Source organism: Hydrogenophaga sp. (genome assembly GCF_041633695.1).
Taxonomy (GTDB): Bacteria; Pseudomonadota; Gammaproteobacteria; order Burkholderiales; family Burkholderiaceae_C; genus Hydrogenophaga.
The window spans coordinates 1-17,506 of the sequence record NZ_JBFJMY010000041.1 but is presented as its reverse complement, the minus strand read 5'-3'; the positions used below and the strand labels follow the sequence as shown (position 1 = coordinate 17,506).

General features: G+C 65.4%; 14 protein-coding genes and 1 pseudogene. 9 read left to right on the top strand and 6 right to left on the bottom strand.

Annotated elements, in window-relative coordinates; genetic code table 11:
* On the top strand, positions 1 to 553 hold a 553-nt coding region (locus ABYB95_RS04345; RefSeq protein WP_372657226.1), incomplete at its 5' end, for an IclR family transcriptional regulator.
* 34 nt (positions 554 to 587) lie between these two features.
* Here the strand turns inward: ABYB95_RS04345 and ABYB95_RS04340 are convergent.
* A complete protein-coding gene (locus tag ABYB95_RS04340; protein WP_372657225.1) occupies positions 588 to 2,393 on the bottom strand; it encodes an acyl-CoA dehydrogenase in 1,806 nt (601 codons plus the stop codon).
* Between the two features lie 193 nt (positions 2,394 to 2,586).
* Between ABYB95_RS04340 and ABYB95_RS04335 the strand changes: the two genes are divergently transcribed.
* From ABYB95_RS04335 to ABYB95_RS04300, 8 genes are all read left to right on the top strand, one after another.
* Positions 2,587 to 4,671, top strand: coding sequence for a 3-hydroxyacyl-CoA dehydrogenase NAD-binding domain-containing protein (locus ABYB95_RS04335; RefSeq protein ID WP_372657224.1), 2,085 nt, complete (start codon positions 2,587 to 2,589; stop codon positions 4,669 to 4,671).
* Between the two features lie 123 nt (positions 4,672 to 4,794).
* Positions 4,795 to 5,973: an acetyl-CoA C-acyltransferase gene (locus tag ABYB95_RS04330; protein ID WP_372657223.1), complete on the top strand. Its 1,179-nt coding sequence runs from the start codon at positions 4,795 to 4,797 to the stop codon at positions 5,971 to 5,973.
* A 34-nt stretch (positions 5,974 to 6,007) separates the two neighbouring features.
* Entirely contained in the window at positions 6,008 to 6,781 is a 774-nt protein-coding gene (locus ABYB95_RS04325; protein WP_372657222.1) for an SDR family oxidoreductase, read from the top strand.
* Positions 6,778 to 7,851: a phosphotransferase gene (locus tag ABYB95_RS04320; RefSeq protein WP_372657221.1), complete on the top strand. Its 1,074-nt coding sequence runs from the start codon at positions 6,778 to 6,780 to the stop codon at positions 7,849 to 7,851. The genes ABYB95_RS04325 and ABYB95_RS04320 overlap by 4 nt, the downstream gene beginning before the upstream one ends.
* A gap of 27 nt (positions 7,852 to 7,878) precedes the next feature.
* Positions 7,879 to 9,102, top strand: a complete 1,224-nt coding sequence (locus ABYB95_RS04315; RefSeq protein WP_372657220.1) for an acyl-CoA dehydrogenase family protein — start codon at positions 7,879 to 7,881, stop codon at positions 9,100 to 9,102.
* Between the two features lie 35 nt (positions 9,103 to 9,137).
* On the top strand, positions 9,138 to 10,838 hold the full coding sequence (locus ABYB95_RS04310) for a long-chain fatty acid--CoA ligase (protein WP_372657219.1): 1,701 nt from the start codon (positions 9,138 to 9,140) through the stop codon (positions 10,836 to 10,838).
* Complete coding sequence (locus ABYB95_RS04305; protein ID WP_372657218.1) at positions 10,835 to 11,944, top strand: zinc-binding dehydrogenase; 1,110 nt, start codon at positions 10,835 to 10,837, stop codon at positions 11,942 to 11,944. Before ABYB95_RS04310 ends, ABYB95_RS04305 begins: the two co-directional genes overlap by 4 nt.
* A 68-nt stretch (positions 11,945 to 12,012) precedes the next feature.
* Positions 12,013 to 13,536 (top strand): class I adenylate-forming enzyme family protein, encoded by a 1,524-nt coding sequence (locus tag ABYB95_RS04300; RefSeq protein ID WP_372657217.1) that lies wholly within the window; start codon positions 12,013 to 12,015, stop codon positions 13,534 to 13,536.
* A 12-nt stretch (positions 13,537 to 13,548) separates the two neighbouring features.
* On the opposite strand, the gene ABYB95_RS04295 is transcribed toward ABYB95_RS04300, so the two are convergent.
* The 5 genes and pseudogenes from ABYB95_RS04295 to ABYB95_RS04275 all read right to left on the bottom strand — a co-directional run.
* Positions 13,549 to 14,433 carry an SMP-30/gluconolactonase/LRE family protein gene (locus ABYB95_RS04295; RefSeq protein ID WP_372657216.1) on the bottom strand — a complete coding sequence of 295 codons (885 nt, stop codon included), beginning with the start codon at positions 14,431 to 14,433 and terminating at the stop codon, positions 13,549 to 13,551.
* Positions 14,434 to 14,446: 13 nt separating this feature from the next.
* Positions 14,447 to 15,616 carry an ABC transporter substrate-binding protein gene (locus tag ABYB95_RS04290; RefSeq protein WP_372657215.1) on the bottom strand — a complete coding sequence of 390 codons (1,170 nt, stop codon included), beginning with the start codon at positions 15,614 to 15,616 and terminating at the stop codon, positions 14,447 to 14,449.
* Between the two features lie 32 nt (positions 15,617 to 15,648).
* The gene (locus tag ABYB95_RS04285; RefSeq protein WP_372657214.1) at positions 15,649 to 16,356 is read right to left on the bottom strand and encodes an ABC transporter ATP-binding protein; all 708 of its coding nucleotides are present in this window, start codon (positions 16,354 to 16,356) and stop codon (positions 15,649 to 15,651) included.
* Positions 16,343 to 17,107 carry an ABC transporter ATP-binding protein gene (locus ABYB95_RS04280; protein ID WP_372657213.1) on the bottom strand — a complete coding sequence of 255 codons (765 nt, stop codon included), beginning with the start codon at positions 17,105 to 17,107 and terminating at the stop codon, positions 16,343 to 16,345. The genes ABYB95_RS04285 and ABYB95_RS04280 overlap by 14 nt, the downstream gene beginning before the upstream one ends.
* Positions 17,100 to 17,506, bottom strand: a pseudogene (locus tag ABYB95_RS04275) (branched-chain amino acid ABC transporter permease); the annotation flags it as partial. The gene ABYB95_RS04280 and the pseudogene ABYB95_RS04275, both read right to left, overlap by 8 nt.

The following is a 17,506-nucleotide window of genomic DNA, read 5'->3' as shown; positions in this document are numbered from 1 at the left end:
CTGCCTGGCGCTGGGCAGCGCCATGCTGACGCGGCTGGACGTGCGAAAAATCGCCCGGCCCATGATGCAAGAGCTGGCCGACTACTCCAATTCCACCGTGTCGCTGGGCGTGCGCGACAAACTCTCGCTGATCTACGTGGAGCATTGCCGCAGCGCCGCTGCCTTGACGCTGACCCTGGACGTGGGTTCGCGCATGCCGATCGCCACCTCGGCCATTGGCCGCGCCTGGTTGGCAGCTGTGCCCGAGCGCGAACGCTTCAGCGTGATGGACCAGGTGCGTGAGCTCGACGACGTGGCCTGGCCCGGCGTGCAACGCGGCATCGAACAATCGCTGCGCGACTATGTGGAGCTGGGCGTGACCTGCTCGTTTGGCGACTGGCAAAAAGATGTGAACGGCATTGCCCGCGCCTTCGATCCCGGCAACGGCCTGCCCATGATGGCCATCAACGTGGGTGGACCGTCTTTCAAGCTCTCGCCCGAATACCTGCTGCGCGAGGTGCGCCCCCGCCTGCTGGAATTGATAGGTCGCCTGGAGGCCAGCCTGCCGCACTGATGCTGGCGAGGCTTGCGGACTCTGCAGGCGGGCGTCAAAACCAGTCGGCGGCCATGTTCAGCACCGTGTCGTCCTGGCTGCGCAACAAGGCCAGTTGCGGCGCCACCCGGGGCAGCTCCCATTTGAAGAACCAGCGGCAGGCTTGCAGCTTGCCCCGGTAAAACGCCTCGTCGTCCGGGGCCGTGCCGGCGGCCAAGGCGCGTTCGGCCACCACGGCCTGGCGCAGCCAGGTCCAGGCCAGCACCAGGTGGCCAAAGGCTTCCAGAAACAAATGGGCGTTGGCCAAGCCCGCGCGCGGGTCTTGCGCCAGCAGCGGTCGCAGCGCATCCACCGTGGCCTGCACGTCGTCCCAGGCCTGGGCCAGTGCCCGCACCTGCTCGTCCAGCGCCGGCCAGGGCTGGGCCTCGACCAGGGTGCCGCCGATTTGCCGGTCCAACAACGCCAGCGCCGCGCCGTTCTGAATCACCACCTTGCGGCCCAGCAAGTCCATGGCCTGTATACCGTGCGTGCCCTCGTGGATCATGTTCAGGCGGTTGTCGCGCCAGTACTGCTCCACCGGGTATTCGCGTGTATAGCCGTAGCCGCCCAGCACCTGGATCGCCAGGCTGTTGGCTTCCAGGCACCACTGGCTGGGCCAGGATTTGACGATGGGGGTGAGCAAATCCAGCAACAGCGAGGCTTCGTTGCGCGCGGTGTCGCTCTCGCCCGTCTTTTGCTCATCCACCAGGCGGGCGGCGGTCATGGCCAGCGAGTACGCACCTTCCACGTAAGCCTTTTGTGCCAGCAACATGCGCCGCACATCGGCGTGCTCGATCAGCATGCGCTGCGGCTCGCTCGGATCCTTGGCACCGGGGTGGCGGCCCTGCGGACGCTCGCGGGCGTAAGCCAAAGCCGCCAGATACCCACGGTAGCCCAGCATCACCGCGCCCATGCCCACGCCGATGCGGGCCTCGTTCATCATGTGGAACATGCAGGCCAGACCGGCGTGGGGCTGGCCGATCAGCTCGCCCACACAGCCTCCGTTCTCGCCAAAAGACAGCATGGTGGAGGTGGTGCCGCGCCAGCCGCATTTGTGGATCAGACCGGCCAAGGCCACATCGTTCGAGCCACCCACGCGCCCATCGTCGTCCACCCGGAATTTGGGCACGATGAACAGCGACAGGCCATGCACGCCAGGCTTGGCGCCGGGCAGACGGGCCAGCACCAGGTGCACGATGTTCTCGGCCAGATCGTGGTCGCCACCCGAGATGAAAATTTTCTGGCCCTTGATGGCGTAGTGGCCATCGGCCAAGGGCGTGGCGCTGCTGCACAGGTCCGACAGGCTGGAGCCCGCTTGCGGCTCGGTCAGCGCCATGGTGCCAAAGAAGCGCCCCGCGCGCAGCGCGCCCAGGTAGCGCCGTTTTTGCGCATCGCTGCCGAATTTGTCGATCACGTTGGCGTTGGCGGCGGTCAGACCCACGTAGGACGTGGTGGCCACGTTGGCGCTGCGAAACAGCGACCAGCAGGCCTGTGAGACCAGCACCGGCAACTGCATGCCGCCGCTGGCCTCGTCGGCGGTGGCGGCCAGAAAACCCGCGTCGCAGAACGCGCGCACCGCAGGGGCCACGCCCGCCACCATCTGCACACGGCCGTCCTGGAACCGGGGTTCGTGTTCGTCGGCCTCGCGGTTGTGGGGCGCGAACAGGCTTTGCGCCATGGACTGGGCGGTGTCGATGGCGGCCTCAAACGTCTCGCGGTTGTGCTCGGCATACCGGGGGCGCTGGGTCAACGCCTCGGCGCCCAGCAGCTCGTACAACTGAAAGCGCAGGTCGCGGGCGCACAACAGTTCAACAGGTGTCATGGCGGTGTCTCCAAGGGGGCTGGCACGGGTGCCGCAGCGGGTTTTCACGCTTTACAGCGCTGGTTCGAAGTGGCTATCATATTGCCTGCGATGCAGCATATAAAACTGCAGTGCAGAACAAATTACCTGCCTTCACCACAAAACCGGCCCCTGGTCGGTCTTCTTTTTGCCTGTTTCACTGGAACACCCGCTCATGACCGCACTGGATTACGCCGTGCACGGACCATTGGCCGTGCTCACCCTGAACAACCCGCCGGTCAACGGACTGGGGCATGCGCTGCGCAGCGGCATCGTCGCCGGTCTGGACCGCGCGCTGGCCGACCCGACCATCACCGCCATCGTGCTCACCGGCGGCGAAAAAATCTTCTCTGGCGGCGCCGATGTGAAAGAGTTCGGCACGCCGAAATCGTCCATGTCGCCCAACCTGCCGGACGTGATCCGTGCGCTGGAGAACGCATCCAAACCGGTGGTGGCCGCCATCGCAGGCCATGCACTGGGTGGTGGCCTCGAACTCGCCCTGGGCTGCCACTTCCGCGTGGCGAAAAAAGACGCCACCCTGGGCCTGCCCGAAGTGAAGCTCGGCCTGCTGCCCGGTGCCGGGGGCACGCAGCGCCTGCCGCGTGCGATTGGCCTGGAAGCCGCGCTCAACATGATCGTCTCGGGCGCGCCGCAAAAAGCCGCGTCGTTCGCCGGCACGGCCTTGGTCGATGAACTGGTGGATACCGACGTGGTCGCCGCCGCCATGGCCTTTGCCGAGCGCGCTGTGAAAGACAAACTGCCCCTGCGCCGCCTGCGCGATGTGAAGGTGCCCAGCGCTGGCGCCGACGCCTTTTTGCAATTCGCCCGCAACAGCGTCAAGGCTGCGGCCAAGGGCCTGCCCGCGCCCCTGCAATGCGTGGAGTGTGTGGCCGACTCGGTGACGCAACCGTTCGACGAAGGCCTCAAGCGCGAGCGCGCCGCCTTCTTCGCCCTCATGGCCACGCCAGAGTCGCGCGCGGCCCGCCACGTGTTCGCGGCCGAACGCGCCGCCGGCAAGCTGCCCGATATTCCGGCCGACACGCCCCTGCGCGCCATCAAGACCGTGGGTGTGATCGGTGCCGGCACCATGGGCGGCGGCATCTCCATGAACTTCCTCAACATCGGCACACCCGTGGTGCTGTTGGAAACCGCGCAAGAAGCGCTGGACCGGGGCCTGGCCACCATCCGCCGCAACTACGAGAACAGCGCCAAGCGCGGCAAGATCACCCAGGAGCAGGTCGAGCAGCGCATGGCGCTGATCACGCCCACGCTGGATTACGCGGCCTTCAAAAACGTGGATCTGGTCATCGAAGCCGTGTTCGAGCAGATGGACGTGAAAGAGAAGGTGTTCACGCAACTCGACGCGGTGTGCAAACCCGGCGCCATCCTCGCGTCCAACACCTCGTATCTCGACATCAACACCATCGCCAGCTTCACGAAACGCCCGCACGACGTGTTGGGTCTGCACTTCTTCAGCCCGGCCAACATCATGAAGCTGCTGGAGATCGTGCGCGGTGAAAAAACCGCCGACGACGTGATGGCCACGGCGCTTGCGCTGGGCAAGCAGATCAAGAAGGTGGCGGTGGTCTCCGGCGTGTGCGACGGCTTCATCGGCAACCGCATGCTGGCGCGCTACGGCGCCGCCGCCAACGCGCTGGTGGTGGCGGGCGCCGCACCCCAACAGATCGACAAGGCCATGGAGCGCTTTGGCTACGCCATGGGCCCGTTCCGCGTCGGAGATCTGGCGGGCCTGGACATTGGCTGGGCCACACGCAAGCGCAAGGCGGCCGAGGCCGGCGTGCCGCACGAGCCCACCATCGCCGACAAGCTGTGTGAGTTGGGCCGTTTCGGCCAGAAAACGGGCGCAGGCTGGTACCGCTACGAAGCCGGCGTGCGCGAGCCGCAAACCGAAGCACTGGTCGACAACCTGATCGCCGACTACCGCAGCGCCAAGGGCGTGACGCCTCGTAAGGTGAGCGACGAAGAAGTGGTCGAACGCTGCATTTACGCGCTGGTCAACGAAGGCGCGCGCATTTTGGCCGAAGGCATCGCCGTGCGCGCCTCCGATGCGGACCTGGTGTACCTCAACGGCTACGGCTTCCCGGCCCGGCGCGGCGGCCCCATGTGCCATGCCAACGAAATGGGCTTGGCCAACGTGGTGCGCGCCCTGCGCCGCTTCGCCGCAGAACCTGGCGCCGACGCCTCGTGGCAACCCGCGCCGCTGCTGGTGCAGCTGGCCGAAGAAGGAAAAACTTTTTGATCCCCCCTGCGCCGCTGCGCGTCTTCCCCCTGAGGGGGACGCTCCCTTGGACCGGCAAAGCCGGATCTTCGGGAGCCCTGGGACTGGCAGCGTCGCACCCCCAACATTCTTCGGAGCAACCTCATGATTGACGCTGTCATCGTTTCCACCGCACGCACCGGTCTGGCCAAGAGCTGGAAGGGCGCTTTCAACATGACTTATGGCGCGTCGCTCGGCGGCCATGCGGTGCAACACGCCGTTGCGCGTTCGGGCATAGACCCGAACGAGATCGAAGACTGCATCATGGGTGGCACTTTCGGCGAAGGCACGACCGGCGGCAATATTGCGCGCGCCATCGCCCTGCGTGCCGGCCTGCCCGTGACCGTGGGCGGTATGAGCGTCAACCGTTTCTGTTCCTCGGGCCTGCAGACCATCGCCATGGCCGCGCAACGCGTGATGGTCGAAGGCTGCCCCGCCATCGTGGCCGGTGGCGTGGAGAGCATCAGTTGCGTGCAGAACGAAGCCAACACCCACATGCGGCGCGATCCCTGGCTGGTGGAACACAAGCCCGAGCTCTACTGGAGCATGCTGCAGACGGCCGAAACGGTGTCGTCGCGCTACAAGATCAGCAAAGAAGCGCAAGACGCATACGGCGTGCGCAGCCAACAACGCGCCGCCGCCGCACAAGCCGCGGGCAAGTTCAAAGACGAAATCGTGCCCATGACCACCACCATGGGTGTGGTCGACAAGGCCACGGGCCGCGTCACCACCCGCGAAGTCACCATCGATTCCGACGAGGGCATACGCCCGGACACCACGATCGAGGCGGTGTCGAAAATCCGCGCCGCTCTGCCCGGTGGCGTGGTCACCGCCGGCAACGCCAGCCAGTTTTCCGACGGCGCTTCGGCCTGCGTCGTGATGAACGGCAAACGCGCCGAACAGCTCGGCATCCAACCCCTGGGCATCTTCCGCGGCTTTGCGGTGGCCGGTTGTGAGCCCGACGAAATGGGCATCGGCCCGGTGTTCGCCGTGCCACGCCTGCTGCAGCGCGCCGGGTTGAAAGTGGAAGACATTGGCCTGTGGGAACTCAACGAAGCCTTCGCCTGCCAGGTGCTCTACAGCCGCGACAAGCTGGGCATTCCAGACGAGCTGCTCAACGTGAACGGCGGCGCCATTGCAGTGGGCCACCCCTACGGCGTGAGCGGCGCGCGACTGACCGGCCACGCGCTGATCGAAGGCAAGCGGCGCGGCGCGAAATACGTGGTGGTCACCATGTGCATAGGCGGCGGCCAGGGTGCGGCCGGCCTGTTCGAAGTCTGCTGAAGACCGCATCGCCCCTACAAGAAAGGAGACCAACATGAGCGTCAAACAACTGTTCCAACTCGACGGCCAGGTGGCCTTGATCACCGGCGGCTCGCGCGGCCTGGGCCTGCAAATGGCAGAAGCCCTGGGCGAGATGGGCGCCAAGGTGGCGATCAGCGCCCGCAAGGCCGATGAGCTGGCCGACGCGAAGAAGCACCTGGAGAGCAAGGGCATCACCGTGCTCACCGTGGTGAACGATCTGCAAAAGGCCGACGGCATCGCACCGCTGGTGGACTCCGTGATCGAAGGCCTGGGGCCGATCGACATCCTGGTCAACAACGCCGGTGCCACCTGGGGAGCGCCCGCCGAAGACTACCCCGATGCGGCCTGGCACAAGGTCATGAACCTCAACGTGAATGCACCATTTTTTCTGGCACGCGAAGTGGGCAAGCGCTGCATGATTCCGCGCAAAAAGGGCAAGATCATCACCATCGCATCCGTGGCCGGCCTCAAGGGCATGGGCGCTGGCGTGCAGACCGTGGCCTACAACACCTCCAAGGCGGCGGCCATCAACCTGAGCCGTGCGCTGGCCGGTGAATGGGGCCGGTACAACATCAACGTGAACGCCATCTGCCCCGGTTTTTTTCCATCGAAGATGTCGGCCGGTTTGCTGGACACCATTGGCGAAGCCGTGATCGCGCGCTCGCCACTGAAACGCCTGGGCGGCGACGAAGACCTGATGGGCACAGTCGTGTTCCTCGCCAGCGAAGCCTCGCGCCACATCACCGGCCAATACATCGCGGTCGACGGCGGCAGCTCGGCGGTATGAGCGACGTCCTGCAAGCGCAGTTCAGCGGCACCCGCCCCGTAGCGGCGCAACATGTGTTCGACGTGGAGCGCCTGCGCGCCTGGCTCACCCCGCGCATGCCCGCACTGGGCGATGCGCCCTTGCAGGTGGAACAGTTCAAAGGCGGGCAATCCAACCCCACGTTTCTGTTGCGCGCTGGCGAGAAAAAATACGTTTTGCGGCGCAAGCCCTTGGGCGACCTGCTGCCTTCGGCCCACGCGGTGGACCGCGAGTTTCGGGTCATCAGCGCGCTGGCGAAAACCGAGGTGCCGGTGGCCCAGGCGCATGTGCTGTGCGAAGACCCCGGGGTGATCGGTTCCAGCTTTTACGTGATGGACCACGTAGAAGGCCGCATTTTGTGGGACCCCAAGCTGCCCGGCTTGGACAAAACCGCGCGCACCGTGATGTTCAACGAACTGAACCGGGTGATGGCGGCGCTGCACCGTGTCGACCCCAACGCCATCGGCTTGGGCGACTACGGCAAGCCGGGCCAATACATCGAGCGCCAGGTGGCCCGCTGGACGCGGCAATACAAGGCCGCCGAAACCGAAACAATCGATGCCGCCGACCGCCTGATCGAATGGCTGCCGCAACACCTGCCCGCCGAAGGCGAAACCCGCATCGTGCACGGTGACTACCGGCTGGACAACGTGATCTTCCACCCCACCGAGCCGCGCATCTTGGCCGTGCTCGACTGGGAGCTCTCCACCCTGGGCGACCCGCTGGTGGACTTCGCCTACCACTGCATGGGCTGGCGCATGGCCGCCGGCGCCTCGCGCGGCGGGGCCGGCGCCGACCTCGCCGCGCTGGGCATTCCCAGCGAAGCGGCCTATGTGCAGCGCTACCTGGAGCGCACCGGGCGCACGGCCCCCATACCCGCGGCCGATTGGAACTACTACCTGGTCTTCAACATGTTCCGCCTGGTGGGCATCCTGCAAGGCATTGCCAAACGCGCCGAACAAGGCAACGCCTCCAACGCCAGCGCCGTGGAAACCGGCAAGCGCGCGCGGCCACTGGCCGAACAAGCCTGGGCGCTGGCCCAAACCCTCTGAACATCTTTCCCTCTTTTCAGGATCTCCATGGATTTCGACCATTCCCCCAAAGTTCAGGCCTTGCAAGCGCGCGTCAAAGCCTTCATGGCCGATCACGTCTACCCCGCCGAACCGCTGTTCGCCGAGGAAATGAACGCCTTTCGTGCAGCGGGCAACCCCTGGCAGGAACCCGCCGTGATGGAGGGTTTAAAAACCAAGGCCAAAGCCGAAGGCCTGTGGAACCTGTTCCTGCCCGAGTCCGAACTGGGCGCGGGCCTCAGCAACCTCGAATACGCGCCCCTGGCCGAAATCATGGGCCGCTCGCCCATCGGGTCCGAGCCTTTCAACTGCTCGGCGCCCGACACCGGCAACATGGAAACCATCGTGCGCTACGGCACCGAAGCGCACAAGGAACAGTGGCTCAAGCCTTTGTTGGCCGGTGAGATCCGTTCGGCCTTTGCCATGACCGAACCCGCCGTGGCCTCCAGCGACGCGACCAACATCGAAGCGCGCATCACGCGCGACGGCGATCACTACGTGATCAACGGTCGCAAGTGGTGGACCTCAGGCGCCAACGACCCGCGCTGCAAGATCATGATCTTCATGGGCAAGACCGACCCCGAAGCGCCCAAGCACTCGCAGCAATCCATGATCCTCGTACCCATGGACACCCCCGGCGTGAAGGTGCTGCGCCACCTCTCGGTGTTTGGCTACGACGACGCGCCCCATGGCCACGCGGAGGTGGATTTTGTGAACGTGCGCGTGCCCGCCAGCAACATCCTGCTGGGCGAAGGCCGGGGCTTCGAAATCGCCCAAGGCCGCCTGGGCCCTGGCCGTGTGCACCACTGCATGCGGGTGATCGGCCGCGCCGAACGCGCGCTGGAAGACATGTGCCGCCGTGCCACGCAGCGCACCGCTTTTGGCAAACGCATCGCCGACCAGGGTGTCACCCGGGAGCGCATCGCGCAGTCGCGCATCCTGATCGACCAGGCGCGTTTTCTGGTGCTGCACGCGGCCTGGAAAATGGACAAGGTGGGCAACAAACAGGCGCGCCAGGAGATTGCCATGATCAAGGTGGCGGCGCCATCGCTGGCGCTGCAGGTGTTCGACTGGGCGATGCAGGTGCACGGCGGCGCCGGTGTGAGCGACGATTTCGGCTTGGCAAAAGCCTACGCCTCCACCCGCACGCTGCGCTTTGCCGACGGCCCGGACGAGGTACACCGCAACGCGATTGCCAAAGAAGAGCTGGCGCGCTACAACGCAAAGTCCTGACCCACACCACCGCCGCACCACCGCCACACAAACCCATGCCCGCGCTGCACAAAGCCCACTGGCCCCAAGACCTCTCGCACCAGCTCACCCTGCCCGAGACCAGCCTCTTTTACAACGCGGAAGTCTCGGCCCGGCGCTACCCGAACAAGCCCTACCTGCTGTACTACGGCTCGGCGCTGAGCTTTTCCGAGTTCCACGACCAGGCCACGCGCCTGGCCGGTTATCTGCAACACGACTGCGGCGTGCAAGCGGGCGACCGCGTCTTGCTGTATTTGCAGAACAGCCCGCAGTGGGTGCTGGGCTATTACGCGATCCTGCGCGCCAACGCGGTCGTGGTGCCAGTGAACCCGATGAACATGAGCGAGGAGCTCGCGCACTACGTGGCCGACAGCGGCGCCACCGTGGCCATCACCGCGCAAGACCTGCTGCCACAACTGCAAGCCCATCTGCGGCCCGATGCCCCACCCGAGGCGCCCGCGTTGCAACACGTGCTGGTGGCCGCCTACAGCGACTACCTGCGCGAAGCCACCGGCCTGCGCCTGCCCGACTTCGTGAGCGCGCCGCGCCAAGCGCTCGCTGGCGCGGGTGTGCACGCCTGGAACGAAGCGCTGGCCGCCCAGCGCCAGCCCGGCCCGCTCACCGCCGGGCCCGACGACCTGTGCGTGATGCCCTACACCTCGGGTACCACCGGCCACCCCAAGGGCTGCATGCACACCCACCGCAGCGTGTTGTGCACCGCCATCGGTGGCATGCACTGGTTTGCGCGCACGCAAGACGCGGTGATGCTCTCGGTGCTGCCCTTCTTCCATGTCACCGGCATGGCCGGCGGCATGAACGGCCCGCTGTTTCTGGGTGCCACCATCGTGATCATGTCGCGCTGGGACCGCGAGACCGCCGCCGAACTCATGCAACGCCACCGCGTGTCCAGCTGGCAAGCGATCTCCACCATGGTGGTGGATTTTCTGGCCAACCCACGCATCGCCGAATACGACTTGTCGGCCCTCAACGGGATACGCGGCGGTGGCGCGGCCATGCCGGTGGCGGTGGCCAAGAAGCTGCGCGAACTCACCGGGCTCGATTACGTCGAGGGCTACGGCATGAGCGAGACCATGGCCGCCACCCACATCAACCCACCACACCGGCCCAAGCCCCAATGCCTGGGCATACCGGTATTCGATGTGGACGCACGCATCGTCGACCCCACCACACTGGCGGAGCTGCCTCTGGGCGAAACCGGTGAGATCGTGGTGCACGCACCGCAGGTCATGCAGGGCTACTGGCGCAACGAGCGCGCCAATGCCGAGGCCTTCATCGAACTCGATGGCAAGCGCTTTCTGCGCACCGGCGATCTGGCCCGCATCGACGAAGACGGCTACTTCTTCATGACGGACCGGCTCAAGCGCATGATCAACGCCTCGGGCTACAAGGTGTGGCCGGCCGAGGTGGAAGCGCTGATGTACCAACACCCTGCGATCCACGAAGTTTGTGTGATCGGTGCGCAAGACGCCAAGCGCGGCGAGACCGTCAAGGCCTTTGTGGTGCTCAAACCCGGGCACCCGGACCCGGTGAGCGAGCAAGACATCGTGGCCTGGGCACACGAACACATGGCGGCTTACAAAAGCCCACGCACCGTGGCCTTTGTCGACCACCTGCCGAAGTCGGGAAGCGGCAAAATCCAGTGGCGCGAGCTGCAAGAGCGCCAGGCCGAACAAGACAGAAAGGACTTTTCCGCATGAAACAAAAAGCCAAAGCCGTCATCGCCCGGGCCCACGGCGCACCCGTGGTGGTGGAAAACATCTGGGTCGACCCGCCGCAGCAAGGTGAAGTCATGGTGAAGATGGAGGCCTGCGGCGTTTGCCACAGCGACCTGTCCACCGCCACCGGGGTGATCCCGCTACCGCCGCCCGTGGTGCTGGGCCACGAAGGCGCTGGCCGCGTGGTCGCGGTGGGCGAAGGCGTGAAAGGTCTGGCCGTGGGCGACCGCGTGGTGAGCTCGTTCGTGAGCATGTGCGGCCACTGCCGCTACTGCACCGCCGGCCGCCCCCAGCTGTGCGACCAGAACGCCAAGACCGCCTTCACCCTGCCCGACGGCACGGTGCGCACACACGACATGCACAACCAGCCGCTCAACGTGTTCTGCGGCAACGGCGTGATGGCCGAATACGCCACCCTACACCTGGACAACGTGGTCAAGGTGGAACACGACCTGCCCATGGAGTGCTGCGCCCTCATCAGCTGCGGTGTGATGACCGGCTTCGGCGCCGTGGTCAACACCGCCCAGCTCACGGCAGGTTCGATCGCCATCGTGTTCGGCGCTGGTGGCGTGGGGCTCAACGCCATACAGGGCTGCGCCATCGCAGGCGCTGCCATGATCGTGGCGGTGGACCGCGTGGACAGCAAGCTGGAACTGGCCCGCCTGTTTGGCGCCACCCACACCGTGAACGCCGCCAACGAAGAGAACCTGGTCAAGGCCTTGAAAAAACTCACCGGCGGCGGTGCCGATTTTGCATTTGAGTGCGTCGGCCTGGGCAGCGTGGTGGCCCAAGCCTATGGCGCGCTGCGCAAGGGCGGCACGGCGGTGGCGGTGGGTGTGGCCAGCGGCCAAGACAGCACCACACTCAAAACCGTGAGCCTGTCGCTCGAAGAAAAAACCCTCAAGGGCAGCTACTACGGCTCAGCCCGCCCGCGCGAAGACTTTCCACGCCTCATGTCGCTCTACCAGGGCGGCCGCCTCAAGCTCGACGAACTCATCACCCACCGCTACACCATCGACGAAGCGCCGCAGGCGTTTGACGATCTGGCGAATGGGCGGAACGCGCGCGGCATGATCGTGTTCGGCTGAACCCATCCACCCGGTGCCCGGGTGTGCACGACCACGCATCCAGGCCACCACCCCACAACGCCAAGACGATGCTCGATACTTTTTCCAGTCTGCCGGACATGGTGCGCCGGCACGCCCAGGACCGCCCCGATCAAGCCGCCTTGGTGCAAGACAGCACGGTGCTGAGCTACGGCGAGCTGGACGCGCTGATGGACCGCGTGGCCACAGCGCTGCAGCGCGACGGTGTGCAAGCAGGCGAGGTGGTGGCTTTGAGTGGTGTTTCCACACCGCTGCAAGCGGCTCTGTTTCTGGGTGCCCTGCGTGCCGGTGTGGTGGTGGCGCCGCTGGCCTACTCGGTCACGCCCGACGGCTTTGCCGGCATGCTGCGCGACGCCCAGGCGCGGCGTGTATGGGTGGACGGCGCCGCCGCCCCGCTGCTGCCCGAGAGCGCCCTGCCGCTGTGCGTGGCGCTGGACGCCGCAACACCCGGCCAGCCGCTGTCCGACTGGCTGGCCCCGGTGGGTGCGTACCCCGCGCCAGTGGCCATCACACCCGAGTCGCCGTTCAACATCATCTATTCCTCGGGGACCACCGGCACACCCAAAGGCATCGTGCAATCGCACGGCATGCGCTTCATGCACGTCCGGCGCGGTGCCCAATACGGCTATGGGCCGCAGGGTTGCAGCCTCATGGCCACGCCGCTGTACTCCAACACCACGCTGGTGGTGCTGTTCCCCACGCTGGGCTTTGGCGGTACGGTCGTGCTGATGGCCAAGTTCGACGCCGGGCGCTGGCTTGCGCTGGCGCAGCAGCACCGCGTCACCCACACCATGCTGGTGCCGGTGCAGTACCAGCGCCTGCTGGCCCACCCCGGTTTCGGTGCACACGACCTGTCCGCCTTCCAAGTCAAGTTCTGCACCAGCGCACCCTTCCACGCCGATCTGAAAGCCGACGCCCTGCGGCGCTGGCCGGGTGGTCTGGTGGAGTTTTACGGCATGACCGAAGGCGGCGGCACCTGCATTCTGGAGGCCCATCGGCACCCGCAGAAACTGCACACCGTGGGCCTTCCGGCCGAGGGCCACGACATCCGCTTGATCGACGAGGACGGCGTGGAAGTGCCACCGGGCGAGGCGGGCGAAGTGGTGGGGCACTCGCCGGCCATGATGAGCGGCTACCACCGCCAGCCTGAAAAAACCCGAGAAGCCGAGTGGTTCGATCCCGATGGCAAGCGTTTCATACGCACCGGCGACATCGGCCGCTTCGATGCCGACGGCTTTCTCACCCTGCTCGATCGCAAGAAAGACATGGTCATATCGGGCGGCTTCAACATCTACCCCAGCGACCTGGAAAGCGAACTGCGGCAACACCCAACGGTGGCCGACGTCGCGGTGGTGGGGGTGCCCAGCACCGAATGGGGCGAGACCCCGGTGGCCTTTGTGGTGCCACGTGCAAACGACGCCACCGAGCCCGAAACCCTGCGCCAGTGGCTCAACAGCCGGGTCGGCAAGACCCAGCGCCTGGCCGCCGTGGTCTACCTGGACGAACTGCCGCGCAGCGCCATTGGCAAGATACTCAAACGCGAACTGCGCGAACGCTGGCTGGCGTTGGCCTGAGCCCTACACACGTCAGGACCGGCCCGCGCTCGGCACCTGCACCCGGGTCGTTTCTATGCGGCCTTGTTGCGTGCGCGCGTGCAGCGCCCCTATGCCGGGCGCGGCACACACAAACAGGGTGCAACCGTCTTCGCCACCCAACATGCAGGCGAAAGCGTGGCGCTCACCGGTGTCTATGCGCTGCACCACGCCTTGACCGTCAAGCACCCGCAGCACGCAGCGCCCCCGTGCATCGGCGACCCAGACCGCGCCTTCGTCGTCCAGGCACAGTCCGTCGGGGTAAACGCCCGGCAGGTCGGCAAATACGCGTCGGTGTGAGAGTGCACCCAGTTTGTCCACGCTGAAGGCGCTCAGGCGCTGGGCATGGGTTTCGGCCAGGATCAGGGTGCGGCCATCGGGGGCCAGCGCCATGCCATTGGGAAACATCACATCGTCGGCGGCGCGGTGCACGCTGCCGTCCAGATCGACCCGCAGCAAGCAGGTGCTGCGCGGTGTCTCGCCGGCGTACAGATCAAAACCAAAGTTGCCCACGTAGGCGCGGCCTTGCGCGTCCACCACCATGTCGTTGCAAGGGCCACCGACCCAGGCCGACAGATCGGCCAGGCGTTGTAGCGGTGCGGGCGTGGACGCGGCGTCGGCAGGCCCGCCGGGTGCCCGGGCCATCAGACACCGGTCGTGCATGGAGACCACCAGCAGCGTGCCATCGGGCCGCCAGCCCAGGCCGCTGGGGTGGCCGGGTACTTGCGCTTCTTCGCGCAGGTCGCCCGCGAGCGAGACGCTGAAGACGCGCTCGCGGAAAAAATCGGAAAACCACAGCCGCCCGTGGCGCCAGCGCGGCGCTTCCGGGAACTGCAAACCGTCCACCAAGGTGGACAGGTGGCCGGGCTGTGGTGTCATGCCCCGGCAGGGCTTATTTGGCGAGTTCGCTCAGTTTCATTTCCTTGACCTTGCCACCGTCGATGACGGCAACACGGGTGTCGGCCAGCGAACCGCCGCGCTCGTCCACGCCGTCCAGACCGTTGGGGTTCCAGTTGGCAGGCAGGGTCTTCATGGCCTTGTCGAGCTGGGCGCGAATGGCCACGGCGTCGGTGGTGGAACCTGCCAGCTTCATGGCCTGGGCGGTGGCATGCATCGCGGTGTAGTTCAGAGAGATTTCCGAGCTGGGGTCGCGGCCAGGATTGGCCTTGAGCCAGCGCTGCGTGAAGGCCACGGCAGGTGCGTTGGTGTCGTCGATCATGGGCAGCACGCCAATGGCGCCTTCCAGCGGACCGTAGCCACCGGTGATGGGCTTCATCTGGTCCATCTTGGCCTGGTCGATGATGACAAAGCCACCCTTGAAGCCGAGTTCACGCGCCTGCTTGACCACCAGACCGGTGGGCTCGGAGGCACCGCCGATGAACAACACGTCGGGCTTGGAGGCCAGGGCCTTGCTCACGCCGCTGTAGAAGTCAGTGGACTTGTTGTAGCTCATCGGGTTGTCGGCCACGACCTTGCCACCGGCGGCTTCCCAGGCCGGCACAAAGGCTTTGGTCCAGGCCTTGGCGTAGTCGTGGTCGGCGTTGGCGATGGCCAGGTTCTTGCCGAACTTCTTCATGGCGTGGGAGACAAACGCCGGAATGTAGGTGGTGAATTCGGGCGGAATGCGCAGAGTCAGCTTGTTGCCGCGCTCGGTGATCTGGGGCACGCTGGTGTACGACAGCAGCAGCGTTTTCATCTGCTCGTTGGTGGTCTGGATGGCAAAACCGCCACCCGAGTGCGGGCACATCACCACCGGCGTCTTGTGCTCTTGCACCAGGCGCTGGAAGTTGATGGCGGTCTCTGCCGGGTTGTACTTGTCGTCCAGCGCCACCACCTCAAACCTGACCTTCTTGCCGGCCACTTCAAAGCCGCTGGCGTTGAGTTCGTCCACAGCGAACTTCATGCCGTCGAGGGTGTTCTTGCCGTACTGGGCCGCACCGCCGCTCAAGGGACCGGAGAAACCGATCTTGACCACTTCCTGCGCGAACGCAGGTGCCGCGACGAGCAAGCCGCCGAGTGCCAGAGCGGTTGCGAGCTGGTTGAATTGCCTTCTGATGACCATGAATATCTCCTGTTTGAGGGTGGGTGAAAAAACTAGGCGCCGATGTAAGCCCGGCGGACGGCTTCGTTGTTGATCAGACTTTCGCGGTCGCCTTCGAGCACGATGCGACCACGCTCCAGCACATAGGCACGGTTGGCGATCTTCAGCGCCGCATAAGCGTTTTGTTCGGCCAGAAACACGGTGGTGCCGGCGCGGTTGATGCGCTGGATGACTTCGAACACCTGCTTGACCACCAGCGGTGCCAGACCCAGCGATGGCTCGTCGAGCAACAGCGCCTTGGGGCGTCCCATGAGGGCACGTCCAATCGCGACCATTTGCTGTTGGCCGCCGCTGAGCGAGCCCGCCGCGTCGTCTTTCTTTTCGTCCAGAACAGGAAACAGGGCCAACACCTCTTCCAGCCGCGAACGGTTGCCGGCTTTGTCACCACGGTGCACATAGGCACCCAGCATGAGGTTTTTGAGCACCGACATTTCGGTGAACAGCTTGCGGCCCTCCGGGCATTGCACCAGACCATGGCTGACGATCTGCGAGGGCTTCATGCCCACCAGTTCGGTGTTGCCAAAACGGATGCTGCCGCCCGCCGCCTTGTGCAAGCCACTGGCGGTGAGAAAGATGGAGCTCTTGCCCGCGCCATTGGCCCCCAGCAAGACCACCAGCTCACCCGCTTCGGCGTGCATGGTCACGCCATCGAGCGCGCGGAAGCTGCCGTAAGAGAGCGCGACGTTCTCAAATGTCAGCATGGTCGCTCCCCAGGTAGGCGTCGATCACGGCCGGGTTGGCACGCACTTCAGCGGGTGTGCCCTCGGCGATCTTTTCACCGTAGCTGAGCACCAGAATCTTGTCGGCCAGGCTCATGATCATGTCCATCTTGTGCTCGATCAGGCACACGGTCAGGCCGTGTTTCACCATCTTGCGGATCAGCTCGGCCAGGCCCAGCGTCTCGTCGGGGTTGACGCCACCCGCCGGTTCGTCCAGCAGCAGCAGCTTGGGTGCGGTGGCCAGGGCCAGCGCAAAAGCCACGCGCTTGCGCTCCTCTTGCGTCACGTCACCGGCCATACGGTTTTCCAGGTGCGACAGGCCCACGAAGTCCAGCGCTTCGCGCGCCTTTTCGCGGCAGATGCGCTCTTCTTCTTTCAGGCGCTGCGAACCGACCAGCACGTCCCACAAGCCCGAGCGGGTGCGCAGGCGGTGGCCGACGATCAGGTTGTCCAGCACCGTCGCCATGTCGAACAGCGTGGTGGCCTGGAAGGTGCGCGCGATGCCCAGGCAGGCCACTTCGTCGGTGCGCAACGTGGTGATGTCGCGGCCTTCGAAAGTGATGGTGCCTTCGCTGGGTTTGTGCACCCCGCTGATGAGGTTGAAAAAGGTCGTCTTGCCGGCACCGTTGGGGCCGATGATCGCGTTGATCTTGCCTTTTTCGATGGTGGTGCTGACCTTGTTGACCGCAGCGTTGCCACCAAAGCGTTTGGTGAGGTGTTCGATCTCAAGCACGTGAAGACTCCTTGGTGGCGCGGGCGGTCTTGGCGGCGTCGGCCATCGAGGCCTTGCGTGCGCGCCAGCCCAGCCAGGTACCCACGATGCCGTGTGGCACGAAGATCACCAGGGCGATCAGGATGGGACCGAAGATCAGGAAACGGTATTCCTGCAGGAACTGCATGTACTGGGTGATCCAGGGCACCATCAGCGAACCCAGCAGCGGGCCGAGCAAGGTGCCCAGGCCGCCGATGATCATGTACATGGTCATGTCGAAGGCGTGCGCCGCACCCGCCAGATCGGGCCCCAGGAAGCGCACGAAACCGGCGTACAGGCCGCCAGCCAGACCGGCGTACAGCACCGACAGCAGAAACGCGGTGAGCTTGTTGCGCATCAGGTTGACACCCAGCGCCTCGG

Excerpts from the sequence above, each read along its gene's own strand:
- ABYB95_RS04340 (WP_372657225.1), bottom strand. The coding sequence starts at position 2,393 with ATGACACCTGTTGAACTGTTGTGCGCCCGCGACCTGCGCTTTCAGTTG.
- ABYB95_RS04335 (WP_372657224.1), top strand. The coding sequence starts at position 2,587 with ATGACCGCACTGGATTACGCCGTGCACGGACCATTGGCCGTGCTCACC.
- ABYB95_RS04330 (WP_372657223.1), top strand. The coding sequence starts at position 4,795 with ATGATTGACGCTGTCATCGTTTCCACCGCACGCACCGGTCTGGCCAAG.
- ABYB95_RS04325 (WP_372657222.1), top strand. The coding sequence starts at position 6,008 with ATGAGCGTCAAACAACTGTTCCAACTCGACGGCCAGGTGGCCTTGATC.
- ABYB95_RS04320 (WP_372657221.1), top strand. The coding sequence starts at position 6,778 with ATGAGCGACGTCCTGCAAGCGCAGTTCAGCGGCACCCGCCCCGTAGCG.
- ABYB95_RS04315 (WP_372657220.1), top strand. The coding sequence starts at position 7,879 with ATGGATTTCGACCATTCCCCCAAAGTTCAGGCCTTGCAAGCGCGCGTC.
- ABYB95_RS04310 (WP_372657219.1), top strand. The coding sequence starts at position 9,138 with ATGCCCGCGCTGCACAAAGCCCACTGGCCCCAAGACCTCTCGCACCAG.
- ABYB95_RS04305 (WP_372657218.1), top strand. The coding sequence starts at position 10,835 with ATGAAACAAAAAGCCAAAGCCGTCATCGCCCGGGCCCACGGCGCACCC.
- ABYB95_RS04300 (WP_372657217.1), top strand. The coding sequence starts at position 12,013 with ATGCTCGATACTTTTTCCAGTCTGCCGGACATGGTGCGCCGGCACGCC.
- ABYB95_RS04295 (WP_372657216.1), bottom strand. The coding sequence starts at position 14,433 with ATGACACCACAGCCCGGCCACCTGTCCACCTTGGTGGACGGTTTGCAG.
- ABYB95_RS04290 (WP_372657215.1), bottom strand. The coding sequence starts at position 15,616 with ATGGTCATCAGAAGGCAATTCAACCAGCTCGCAACCGCTCTGGCACTC.
- ABYB95_RS04285 (WP_372657214.1), bottom strand. The coding sequence starts at position 16,356 with ATGCTGACATTTGAGAACGTCGCGCTCTCTTACGGCAGCTTCCGCGCG.